Annotated in this window: 12 protein-coding genes; 11 read left to right on the top strand and 1 reads right to left on the bottom strand. The window is 31.7% G+C overall.

Features of this window, described 5'->3' with window-relative positions; translation table 11 throughout:
* The 5 genes from ACQY31_RS04510 (at nucleotide 1) to ACQY31_RS04490 (ending at nucleotide 5,472) form a co-directional block, all read left to right on the top strand.
* Nucleotides 1-1,539: an extracellular solute-binding protein gene (locus ACQY31_RS04510; RefSeq protein WP_428078937.1), complete on the top strand. Its 1,539-nt coding sequence runs from the start codon at nucleotides 1-3 to the stop codon at nucleotides 1,537-1,539.
* Nucleotides 1,540-1,611: 72 nt separating this feature from the next.
* The gene (locus ACQY31_RS04505; RefSeq protein ID WP_075505839.1) at nucleotides 1,612-2,475 is read left to right on the top strand and encodes a carbohydrate ABC transporter permease; all 864 of its coding nucleotides are present in this window, start codon (nucleotides 1,612-1,614) and stop codon (nucleotides 2,473-2,475) included.
* Nucleotides 2,476-2,478: 3 nt separating this feature from the next.
* Nucleotides 2,479-3,327 (top strand): carbohydrate ABC transporter permease, encoded by an 849-nt coding sequence (locus ACQY31_RS04500; protein WP_075505838.1) that lies wholly within the window; start codon nucleotides 2,479-2,481, stop codon nucleotides 3,325-3,327.
* Nucleotides 3,327-4,406 (top strand): ABC transporter ATP-binding protein, encoded by a 1,080-nt coding sequence (locus ACQY31_RS04495; RefSeq protein ID WP_428078936.1) that lies wholly within the window; start codon nucleotides 3,327-3,329, stop codon nucleotides 4,404-4,406. The genes ACQY31_RS04500 and ACQY31_RS04495 overlap by 1 nt, the downstream gene beginning before the upstream one ends.
* Nucleotides 4,399-5,472 (top strand): ABC transporter ATP-binding protein, encoded by a 1,074-nt coding sequence (locus ACQY31_RS04490; protein WP_428078934.1) that lies wholly within the window; start codon nucleotides 4,399-4,401, stop codon nucleotides 5,470-5,472. Before ACQY31_RS04495 ends, ACQY31_RS04490 begins: the two co-directional genes overlap by 8 nt.
* Nucleotides 5,473-5,515: 43 nt before the next feature.
* On the opposite strand, the gene ACQY31_RS04485 is transcribed toward ACQY31_RS04490, so the two are convergent.
* Nucleotides 5,516-6,643 (bottom strand): HupE/UreJ family protein, encoded by a 1,128-nt coding sequence (locus ACQY31_RS04485; protein WP_428078932.1) that lies wholly within the window; start codon nucleotides 6,641-6,643, stop codon nucleotides 5,516-5,518.
* Between ACQY31_RS04485 and ACQY31_RS04480 the strand changes: the two genes are divergently transcribed.
* The 6 genes from ACQY31_RS04480 (at nucleotide 6,603) to ACQY31_RS04455 (ending at nucleotide 12,245) form a co-directional block, all read left to right on the top strand.
* The gene (locus ACQY31_RS04480) at nucleotides 6,603-7,427 is read left to right on the top strand and encodes a DUF4198 domain-containing protein (protein WP_428078930.1); all 825 of its coding nucleotides are present in this window, start codon (nucleotides 6,603-6,605) and stop codon (nucleotides 7,425-7,427) included. The genes ACQY31_RS04485 and ACQY31_RS04480 overlap by 41 nt on opposite strands.
* 134 nt (nucleotides 7,428-7,561) lie before the next feature.
* The gene (locus tag ACQY31_RS04475) at nucleotides 7,562-8,722 is read left to right on the top strand and encodes a TRAP transporter substrate-binding protein (RefSeq protein ID WP_428078928.1); all 1,161 of its coding nucleotides are present in this window, start codon (nucleotides 7,562-7,564) and stop codon (nucleotides 8,720-8,722) included.
* A 75-nt stretch (nucleotides 8,723-8,797) separates the two neighbouring features.
* Nucleotides 8,798-9,382, top strand: a complete 585-nt coding sequence (locus ACQY31_RS04470; RefSeq protein ID WP_428078926.1) for a TRAP transporter small permease subunit — start codon at nucleotides 8,798-8,800, stop codon at nucleotides 9,380-9,382.
* Entirely contained in the window at nucleotides 9,372-10,733 is a 1,362-nt protein-coding gene (locus ACQY31_RS04465; protein WP_428078925.1) for a TRAP transporter large permease, read from the top strand. The genes ACQY31_RS04470 and ACQY31_RS04465 overlap by 11 nt, the downstream gene beginning before the upstream one ends.
* 6 nt (nucleotides 10,734-10,739) lie before the next feature.
* Nucleotides 10,740-12,068 carry an amidase gene (locus tag ACQY31_RS04460; protein ID WP_428078923.1) on the top strand — a complete coding sequence of 443 codons (1,329 nt, stop codon included), beginning with the start codon at nucleotides 10,740-10,742 and terminating at the stop codon, nucleotides 12,066-12,068.
* Entirely contained in the window at nucleotides 12,069-12,245 is a 177-nt protein-coding gene (locus ACQY31_RS04455; RefSeq protein ID WP_428078921.1) for a hypothetical protein, read from the top strand.
* The last annotated feature ends 7 nt before the right edge of the window (nucleotides 12,246-12,252 follow it).

Genomic DNA, 12,252 nt, shown 5'->3' with positions numbered 1-12,252 from the left:
ATGAAAATAATAAAAACCTGCTTAACGGCTGTAATATCAAGTATGATGATATTTAGCCCTATGGCATATGCTGATAAGTGGAGTGATCAATTTCCACATATCAAGGCAACAGGAGATATTCCAGGTGATTGTTCTTATGAGGAAATGTCTAAGAAAAATTACAAAGGAAAAACTCTTAAAATAAATACTCACGCAATTCCAGTAATGGGAGAGCCTACAGCTCTTCATGCTGAACAGTTTGAAAAATTAACTGGAGCTAAAGTTGAAGTTACTCATACACCAGCAGGTGATTTGTATTCTAAAGCAATGGTTCCTTTTCAAGCTGGACAAGCACCTTACGATATTGTGTTTGGATTTTCTAACTTTATCAATGACTGGAAAAGATATTTAGCACCAGTTCCTAAGAAGTATATGAACTCAACAGAGATGAAAGACGTAACTAAATCTCATATGGGTGTATCATCTTGGGATGGAACTATGTACCAGTATCCAGTTGATGGTGACAGACACTATCTAAAATACAGAAAAGACGTCATTGACAATCCTGAAATGCAAAAAAAATATAAAGCAGAAACAGGAAAAGATCTAAAAGTTCCAACAACTTGGAAAGAATATGCTGAGATGGCAAAATTCTTTAATGGTTGGGACTGGGACGGAGATGGTGAGTTAGAATATGGTTCAGCTGAAGTTATGAAAAAAGACGACTTAATGTTCGCAGCTTTTTTCAGCAGATCAGTTGCATATGCTAAAAATCCAAGAACTCCGGGTGGTTTCTTTTTTGATTTAGAAACTATGAAACCAAACATTAATAATCCAGGTTTCGTTGAAGCTTTAACTGATTGGGTTGAGGCTACTAAATATGTTCCTCCAGGGGGAACTAACTTTGGTCTAGGTGATGAAATTGGATCATTTGGTGGTGGACAAACTTTATTTAGTTTTTCATGGGATGATGCATTTATTGCAGCGATGCAAGATGACAGCCCTATTAAAAACAAAGTAGGTGCAGCTCCTCTTCCAGGTGCTAACAAAGTTTGGAACAGAGTTACAAATAGTTGGGAAAACCAATACAACCAAGCTCCTTACATTGTTTGGGGTTGGGCAGTTGGTGTTGCTAAGAAAAGTAAAGTAAAAGATATGGCGTTTGATTATCTTTGCTTCTTCTCAAATGGAGCAAATCACCAAGCTGACTTAGCAATTGGTAGATTTGGTGTTAACCCATTCAAAAACTCTGATTTCGATCCAAATATTTATATTAATAGTATGGGTTGGGATCCAGAGATCGCTAACAGTTATACACAAACACTTTTAGATATGGAGAAAAGTAAAAATAGAGTTTTCCCTCTAAGAGTTCCAGGTGTATTTGAGTTTACAAGTGCTGTCGCTACAGGAACTTCTAAAGCTTTAGCAGGACAATTATCTCCTCAGGAAGCATTAGACGAAGTTGCTAAAGAGTGGGAAGCAATTGTAAGTAGAGTAGGTAAAAAAGCAGTAAGAGATGCCTACGCTGTTGGTGTTAAAATGGAAGATAACCAACTATAATAATACTTAAATTATGTGGCCATTTATTAAAATGGCCACATATAAAAAAAATAATATAATCCAATTTTACAAATGAACTTTAAGCATAAATATTTCTTTTTGTTTCCAGGTCTATTTGTACTTATTGGAATTTTAATCTTTCCAATTATTTTTGTAGTTAGACTAAGTTTATCTGGATGGAATAGTTATAATCCAGGTTTAGATTTTATAGGTATAGAAAACTATATCCGTCTTTTTACAGATGACCCAAGATTTTGGGAATCTTTTTTTAGATTAAGTTTTTTGTCTGTTACAACAGTAATTCTTCAGTATGTGATTGGATTTGCTCTTGCACATATGGTTTGGAAAGACATCAAATTTAAAAGATTTTTTAGAGTTTTATTTTTAGTCCCAATGATGACAACCCCGGTTATCATGACCGTTATTTGGAGAACTTTTTTCCATGAATCATTAGGACCAGTTAATGATATTTTATCTAATTTTGGTTTATCTCCGAAATGGTTAACAGACCCAGCTTTAGCTAAATTTACAGTAATTATAGTTGAGGTTTGGCAGTGGACACCGTTTATGTTTTTACTTTTATTAGCGGGTTTATTGTCATTACCTAAAGAACCATTTTTGGCTGCTGCAATTGATGGAGCTAGTCCAGTTAGAAAGTTTATTTATGTAACTTTTCCACTAATGGCTCCCATATCAATTGGGGCAATAATTATAAGATTAATTGAGGCATCAAAGATTATGGACACTGTTTATGTTTTAACATCAGGTGGGCCAGGAACTTCAACTGAAACTTCGAGTTTTTACATTTTTATTAAAGGATTAAGGGAGTTTCAAATGGGATACGCGGCCTCGATGTCTTTTACATACCTAATTATCATGATCATAAGTTTAACAATTATTGCAAAGGTTTTAACTAAATTACTTTTAAAAGAATAAATAATGAGCAAGCTATATACATTTTTAAAATATTTTTTTATTGTCTTTTGGGCAGTGTTTGTTGTTGCTCCTTTTCTTTGGGCTCTGACAACATCTTTTAAAGATTTTCAATCTGTAAATGGAGGAGTTACTTACATACCATGGGTAGATTTTGAACCTAATTTAGAAGGTTGGAAAGTTTTGATAAAATCTCCAGCTAAAGGTGGAGTTGATATTGTAGAACCTTACTTTAATAGTTTATTTGTAACCTGTACTGCAAGTTTAATTAGTATTATTCTTGGGACATTGTCAGCTTATGCTTTATCAAGATATACTTTTAAAGCAGGCTTTGTAAAAAATAATGACATTACATTTTTCTTTATTTCTCAAAGAATTATGCCACCAATTGTTTTATCAATTCCATTTTTCTTATTTTTAAGTTCAATTAATTTATTAGATAGCCTCGTAGGATTGATTGTAGTTTATATTGTTTTACTGATGCCTATTGCAGTTTGGATTATGGTTGATTTCTTTAATAAAGTTCCAAGAGAAATTGATGAAACAGCTTTGATTGATGGATGTAATCCTTATCAAGCTTTCTTAAAAGTGGTGTTACCAAATTCTATACCAGGATTAATTGTTGCTGGCATGTTTTGTATTATTTTTGGATGGATAGATTTTTTCTTTGCGTTCATTTTAACTTTCACAGAAGTACAGTTATTACCAGTTAAAATTGTTGCGCTAAACTCATCGGTTACTCCGTGGTGGAGTTTGTCTGCATCTGCTCTGGTTTCAGTTGCACCATTGATTATAGTAGCTTTCATAGTTGAGAGATATCTATCTAAAGGAAATCTATCAGGAGCAATTAAATAATGAATTTAATTGCTAACAACTTAACTTATAAACCAAGTGAAGAGTATCACTTAAACGAAGTGTCCTTTAATTTTAAAGAGGGGAATTTATACACAATTCTTGGAAGAACTCTATCAGGTAAAACAACTTTATTAAAAACTATAGCTGGCCTTTTAACTCCAGATAGTGGGGTTATTGAATTTGATGGTAAGGATTTTTTAAAGGTTCCAGTTTGGAAAAGAAATGTAGCTATGGTTTATCAGCAATTTATTAATTATCCTCATTTAAATGTATTTGAAAATATTGCGTTTCCTTTGAAACAAAGAAAGATCGATAATGAAGAAATCAAAAATAAAGTAATGGAGTCTTTAAAATCAGTAGGGTTAGTTGGCTATGAAAACAGAAAAATTCAGGAGCTATCTGGTGGTCAGCAACAACGTGTCTCTCTAGCAAGATCATTAGTTAAAAATGCTAAAATATTATTGCTAGATGAACCTTTAGTTAATTTAGATTACAAATTGAGAGAACAGCTTAGAGAGGAATTTAAGAGTTTGTTTTCAAAGGGTTTAGCTGATGAAACTATTTTAATTTATTCTACTACAGACCCAAGAGAAACCATGGAATTAAATGGAGAAGTAATTGTTTTAGATGAGGGCAAAGTGCTACAAGTAGGTCCAGCAAAAGAAATATTTGAGAACCCAAGTTCTTTAAAAGTTGCTGAAATTTCTAACGATCCACCTATGAATATTATTGAAGCAGAAATATCTAATGATCAAATAAGATTTGAAGGTATTGAAATTAAAGCGCCCAATCATCTATCAAAATTAACAGATAGCGGGTTAAAGATTGGTTTAAGATCTTCAGATATCGAACTTAGTGAAAATGGTCATGAGTTTGAAGTTGAGCTTGCTGAAATTAGTGGTTCTGAAACTTTACTCCATTTAAAAAGAGGAACCATAAAAATTATTATTTCTATAGAAGAGGTTTTGAATTTTAAAATTCATGACAAGATAAAAATAGATTTTAAAATAGATAGAGCTTATGCCTTTGGTGCTAATGGTAAATTAGCATCCTCACCATTTGGAGGAAATAATGGCTAAAATTGATTTAAGCAATATCTTACATTCTTATAATCCCAATGATCCAAATCCAGTTTATGCATTAAATCCATTTTCGATGACCTGGGAGAATGGAAATAGATATGCAATCTTAGGTCCTTCTGGATGTGGAAAAACAACAATGTTAAATATTGTTTCTGGATTAGTAAGACCGTCAGCTGGAAAAATATTATTTGATGACAACGATGTTACAGATTTAAAAACAGAAGAAAGAAATATTGCTCAAGTTTTTCAGTTTCCAGTAATTTATAACACCATGACGGTTTTTGAAAATCTTGCTTTTCCGCTAAAGTGTAGAGATTTTTCAAAATCTAAAATAGATGAAAGAGTTAATTCTGTTGCAGAAACTTTAAATTTAAAATCTTTTTTAAACTCACCTGCAAGAAAATTAACAGCAGATCAAAAACAATTGATATCTTTAGGAAGAGGATTGGTAAGAGAAGATGTTGCAGCAGTTTTAATGGATGAGCCTTTGACCGTTATTGATCCTGATTTAAAATTTAGACTGAGAAGAAACCTAAAAGAAATAAACGAACAATATAAAACAACTTTAGTTTATGTAACACATGATCAAAATGAAGCCATGACATTTGCAGATAATATAATTGTGATGAGTGAAGGAGAAGTTGTGCAAACAGGTTCGCCCAAAGAATTGTTTGAAAGACCTAATACAACTTTTGTTGGTTATTTCATCGGCTCACCTGCTATGAATTTGTTTGATAGTGAAGCAACTTCAGAAAATACTGTTAAGATAAATAACACAACAATTAGGACAAATACAAACTTGTCTAATTTAAAAAGTAAAAATATAAAATTAGGAATTAGATCTGAGTTTATTAAAATTGCAAAAAATCAAAGCGAAAATCTTGTTGATGTTAATATTCAAAAGGTTGAAGATTTTGGTAATTATAAATTGATTACTGCAAGAATGGATAATTTTGAAATTAAATCTAAAGTTAATAGAGAAACTGAAATTTCAGGTGAAAAAATTAAACTTCATATACCAGCAGAAAAATGCTGTATTTATGAAAACAATAAGTTGATTTAACTTATAATTATATTTCCTAATCATTTAATATTTATTAAAGAAATTAAAAAATTCTTTCAATAAACCAATACAATCCAATAAAAGCTATTATTAGTGATAGAGGTTTTGTTATTATTTTATTGTACCAATTTTGTTTTTTAAACGGTAACGCTAGGATTAAATAAGCAATTAAAATTACAGCAATTTGTCCTAATTCCACTCCAATATTAAAAGATATCAAACTTGTTAAAAAAAGATATTCGGGCACTCCTATTTCTGTCAAAACTCCTGCAAAACCTAAGCCATGTAGAAGACCAAATATAAAAATTATAAATGGTCTTGCTTTGTTAATCTTGTTGGTAAATAAATTTTCAAAAGCTACATATGATATTGAAATAGCAATTATCGGCTCAACAACACTTGGTGAAATATTTATGATACCTAGCATACCAAGAATTAATGTTATTGAGTGAGCTATTGTGAAAATTGAAACTTGAAGAATTAGTGGTTTAAATTTTGTAGATAATAAAAATAAAGCTAAAACAAAAAGTATATGATCTAAGCCTTTGGGCAGAATATGTTCAAATCCAATAACAACATAGTCTGTAATAGTTTTAAAAACACTTGATTGATTTTTATTAATATTAAAGGTTGAAGAAAGATTGCTCTCAATTATTTCAGTATGTAGCTCACCTTGATCAATTGAATTAACACGGAGTATTAGCGACCCAAAGTTTTTATTCCAATGGAGTTTATATTTTTCGTCTTGCAAATTCTTAAAACTTATTTCAATGATGCTATCTCTTATAACTTCCAAATCTCCAATGGGAGGAATTGTTATTTTTTCAACTGTTCCAACATATTTGTTTAAGTCTTTAGTTAAATAAACTTCGTTATTGAAATTATCAAATTTTTCATAAAATTTTTCTAATAATTCTTCAGGATTTAATTTTCGATATTCATCGTATTTTTCAGATTGATCAGATTCTTTTGTATTCGAGTGTCCAGGTTCAATTCCTACAATAATAGCTTCAAGATTAACTTTTAAATTAAGTATTGCGTTAGTTGTTTTTTCACTTTTTGTTATGTCTAAATTTGCTATGTTAGGCCTAAGCTCATGAGCAAAAACAAAACTTATAAATGAAAAATAAATGATAATTCCTTTTAAAAATATATCTTTTAGAAAACGCATAATATTTTTTTTTATTGTAGTTTTTTTAAATTTTTTATCTAGCAAAGAACTAGTAGCACATGAATTATGGCTCGAAAAGAATACAAATAAAGATGACAAAACTTTAATAGATATTATGGTGGGTCAAAATTTTAATGGAACTCCTTTTGGTTTTTACAGTAAAGAAAAAGAAAAATTATATTTAGACAATAACAATATAATTAAAAATATTGAGCAAAGAGATGGAGATTTTCCAGCAATACAATTAAAACTTGATAAAAATTTTTTTAATGTAATTAATTATGAGACAATATATATTTTTTTAAAATATGATAATACTGAAACATTTGAAAACTTTGTCAAAGAACAAAATTTTTTAGATATTTTATCTAGCTACAACACAAACAAGTTACCAACAGAAAATTATAAAAGATTTTCAAAAATTTTAATCTCCAATTCTAATGATTTTTTTCAACAAAGTTCAAAATTAGATTTTGAATTAATCGCACTAAACTCACCCTTTGATAAAAGAAATGAGTTTTTTAAATTTAAACTGCTAAATAAAGGAAAACCTCTTGGAAATTTTCAGGTAAAAATTTTTACAAAAAATAAGAAAATTTTTAATCAGGAAATTATAAAAACGAAGCCAAATGGTGAAGGAGAAATAAGAATTTTGCCTGATAGAGCTTATTTGTTGAGTGCTGTTGATATTTTTAAACCAAACTTTATTCAAAATTTAAAGCTAAAGTCCGATTGGGTATCACATTGGGCAACTTTAGCTTTTTTCCCATCATACAATTATTAATTGAATAATTTATTTAATTACTACTTTTTTTCACGAAAAATATAGGTTTTTCAATTTTAATAGGTTTAGACTCTTTAGAATGATTATGATTAGATGCGCGACGGTTAATTAACTAAAAATAAATAGGAGAAATAATGGTTAAAGAAAAAAAATCATTGAAGAATAAAATTTCTTCAAGACGTAAGTTCTTTAAGGCCGCTGCTACAGCTGGTGCTGCAGCTGCAGCTACAGTTGCAATGCCGAATATTGCTACTGCAGGTGGTCACGCTACAGTATTAAAGATGCAAGCTGCATGGCCATCAGGTGCTAACATCTTTTTCGAAATGGCAACAGACTATGCGAAAATGGTTAGCGATATGTCAGGCGGCTCATTAAAAATTGATGTGCAACCAGTTGGAGCAGTTGTAAAAACTTCTGAAATTGGTCAAGCGGTTAGTTCTGGAGTAGTAGATATGGGTCACTGGGTGACTGCATACTGGTATGGAAAAAACCCTGCTGCATCACTTTTTGGAACAGGTCCTTCATACGGAATGTCATCTCAAGAAGTAATGGGATGGATGGAGTACGGTGGAGGAAGAGCATTATATGAAGAAGCTGTAAAAAGTGTGGGATTTAACTACACAGGTTTTTTCCATATGCCAATGCCTGCTCAGCCTTTTGGTTGGTTCAAAAAGAATGTAACTAAAGTATCTGATGTTAAAGGTATGAAGTATAGAACAGTTGGTCTTGCGACTAACGTTTTAACTGCTATGGGAATGGTTGTAAGACAGTTACCAGGTGGTGAAATCCAACCAGCGATGAAAACTGGTTTGATTGATGCTGCAGAGTTTAACAACCCTACATCAGACTCACAGTTTGGAATGCAAGATGTCTCTAAACACTATCACTTAGGAAGTTTCCACCAATCTCAGGAAATGTTTGAAGTGCCTATTAATACTAAGAGACTAAATAGCCTTTCACCTGAACATCAAGCTATCTTGAGAAATGCTGCTTATGCTGCAAACTCAGATAACTACTTTAAAGCATTGGTTAGATATTCAAGTGACCTTGCTAAGTTGATGAATGAGCATAAGGTTAATGTTTACCAAACGTCTGATGCTATCCTAGCTGAACAATTAAAAGGTTGGGACAAAGTTGTTGGAGAGTTTTCTGCTAAAGATGCTTTCTTCAAAAAAGTAGTAGACTCACAAAAAGCATACGCTAAGAGAACAATGAAGTATCTGTTGATGAATCAACCGAACTACAAATTAGCTTATGAAAATGAGTTTGGTCCAATTGAAAAAGTTAAAATCTAATTAACTTTTAAATAAATTTAAAGGGGGTTGAAAAACCCCCTTTTTTTTGCACGTATTTTAATATATTTCTTTGATATGAAGTCATTTATTCAATTTGCAGACACTCTCAGTACATCAATGGGGAAAGCTTTTTCTTGGTGTATCGTAGTTTTAATGGGAGGAACTGTTTATGAGGTAGTTATGGCTTACGTATTTAATTCGCCAACACTTTGGAACTTTGATTTTAGTATGCAGATGTATGGTGCAATTTTAATGATGTCTGGAGCTTATTGTTTAGCAACAGAGTCTCACGTGAGAGGTGATGTCATTTACAGGTTATTTAGTCAAAGAACACAGGCTTGGATTGATTTAGTTTTATATTTTATTTTCTTTTTTCCAGGAGTAATCGCGTTAGCTTTTTATGGATATGAATATGCTGCGCTTGCTTGGAAAATAAAAGAGACTAGCTGGAGCAGTCCTGCTCAAATTCAAATCTATATGGTTAAATCTATGATACCAGCAGCAGGTATTTTATTAATCATTCAAGGTGTTAGTGAAGTATTTAGATCTATTATTTGTATTCAAACAGGACAGTGGCCAGCAAGAATGGTTGTTGCTGAAGAAACAGAACAAGTTTTAATGAGAACAGCTCAAGAAGAGGACAAGAAGAATGTTATTTAGTTTAACAAATCCAGAAATTGCAATTTTGATGATGGGTATGTTCTTGTTTGCAGTTCTTTTAGGTTTCCCGATTGCTTTTACTTTAATGGCTATGGGGATTGGGTTTGGATATTTTGCCTATTACGATGCAACAATGATGGAGCACATTTTTGACAATCGTATATTCCAGTTGTTTGTTCAAAACACTTACACAGTAATGGATAACAATGTTCTTACTGCTGTACCTTTATTTTTATTTATGGGCTACCTTGTTGAAAGAGCGGGAATTGTAGCTAAATTATTTTTTGCAATTAGATTAGCAGCACACAGGCTTCCAGCATCAATGGCGGTAGCTGCATTAATTACTTGTACATTATTTTCGACAGCAACAGGAATTATTGGAGCAGTAGTAACTTTAATGGGACTGTTAGCTTGGCCAGCTATGGTTAAGGCAGGATATGATAAAAAATTTGCATCAGGAATTATTTGTGCTGGTGGATGTTTAGGAATTTTAATTCCACCGAGTATTATGCTTATTGTTTATTCGGTAATAGCCCAACTATCGCCCTTAAGACTTTTTGCAGCAGCAATATTTCCAGGTTTACTTTTAGCAGGTCTTTATATTGCGTATGCAGTATTTAGAGCATGGTTAAATCCATCGATAGCTCCTAGACCTCCAAAAGAAGATATCCCACCAACTGGTGAAATTCTTAAAGAAGTTTTGGTTTCTTTCGTTCCGCTTTTTGGTTTAATTATGCTTGTATTAGGAACAATTTTAGCAGGTATTGCAACTCCAGCAGAGGCAGCTGCAGCAGGAGCTTTTGGAGCAATACTTTTATCTTGGTTTTATAAAACTCTTAAATGGCAAAATTTTAAAGAGTCTGTGTTTTTAACAGCTAAGACTACCGCGATGATTATGTGGCTGTTTATTGGTTCCTGGACTTTTTCATCAGTGTTTTCTTATTTAGGGGGACACGAGGTATTTGAACACTTCTTTACTTCTATAAATATTACCACTTGGCAGTTTTTAATTATCACTCAAATAATTATTTTTCTTCTAGGATGGCCCTTAGAATGGACTGAAATTTTAATTATTTTTGTTCCAATTTTTTTACCATTGTTAGAAGTATTTGGAGTTAATCCATATTTCTTTGCAATGTTAATTGCTTTAAATTTACAAACATCGTTCTTAACCCCACCCATGGCTATGTCAGCCTACTATTTAAAAGGAGTTCAAAAGTCTAATGTTGAACTTATGGATATATTTAGAGGGATAATGCCATTTTTAGGTATTGTAATATTTGCAATGTTTTTAATGTATATGTTCCCAGGAATTGCACTTTGGTTACCAGAAACTTTATTTGCACAATAAAAAAAAATGACAGATGTTTTTTCATTAAAAGTTGAAGAACTTGCTTCAAAAATTAAAGATGCACAAATTACATCAGTAGATTTGTGCCAAATTTATATTGATAGAGTAAATAAATTTGAAAAAGATGTAAAAGCATGGGCTCATTTAGATAAAAAACTTTTATTAGAAAAAGCAGCAGAGGCTGATGAGCACAGAAAGTCAGGCAAACCTCTTGGACCACTCCATGGTATTCCTGTTGCAGTAAAAGATATTGTTGGAACTGTTGATATGCCTACAGAATGTGGGACATCAATTAGAAAAGGTAAATCATATTCTCAAAATGCTGAAATAGTTGATCTATTAATATCTGCTGGTGCAATTATAATGGGTAAAACAGCAACATCGGAATTGGCATTTTTAGGCCCTTCAAAAACTACAAATCCACATGATTATTCTAGAACTCCGGGTGGATCATCTAGTGGATCTGCTGCTGCTGTAGCTTCTTTCATGGCTCCGCTTGCAATTGGTTCTCAAACAGGAGGTTCAGTTATAAGACCAGCATCATATTGTGGGGTTGTTGGTTATAAGCCTAGTTATGGTTTGATAAGCAGATATGGCGTTCTAAAGACATCTGAAAAATTAGATCATATTGGTGTTTTTGGAAGATCAGTAGAAGATGTTGCACTTCTTGCTAAAATATTAATCAAAAAAGATAATTATGATACAGCAACAGTTCATTACTCTAGTGATGAAATGTTAGCAGAAACAAAAAAAGGACCTTTGTTTGATCCTAAATTTATTTTTTACAAAACTGATCATTGGAAGCTTCTTGGAAAAAAATCAAGAGAAGCATTTGAATACTTTATAAAATCTTTCAAAAATAATATCGAAGTTTTCGATACACCCTCGTACTTTAAAGATATTCATAAATACCATCAAATAATTCATGAGACAGATTTAGCTAATAATTTTTCACTTTATTATAAAAAGTATAAGAAAAAATTATCTAAGTATATGCAAGATGCAATTTCCAAAGGTAACAAACATTCTGCAAAAGAATATGCAGAAGCCATAGATTTTATGAAAAGAAGTTATGAATCTTATAAAGAAGTTTTTGAGGATTATCATGGAGTTTTATCCCCATCGAGTCCTGGAGTAGCATTGAAAGGTTTAAAAAGCACAGGAACAGCAGAATTTAATAAAGTTTGGTCTTATTTAGGTACGCCTTGTATATCATTACCTATACTTCAAGGTGAAAACAATTTACCTCTGGGTGTACAATTAATTGGTGCAAAATACGATGATCAAAGATTTTTAGGTGTTGCTAATTGGTTAGAAAAGGAATGTAATAATTAAATGCAAAAATTTACAACATTTTTAGGTTCTTTTCTTGCAATTGCTTTTTTAGTAGGACTTGCAACAACGTTAACTAGATCATCGATGATTGGATTTTTTGATGTTCTTCCTGTTTATATTTTAATGGGAGCAGCAATTTTTATGATGGTTTACGAAGCGTTCTTCGATAAAAAATAATTTTCCT

This window comes from Candidatus Pelagibacter sp. (genome assembly GCF_965262185.1).
Classification (GTDB): domain Bacteria; phylum Pseudomonadota; class Alphaproteobacteria; order Pelagibacterales; family Pelagibacteraceae; genus Pelagibacter.
Note: the sequence above shows the minus strand (reverse complement) of the source record. Positions and strands in the feature narration are given on the sequence as shown.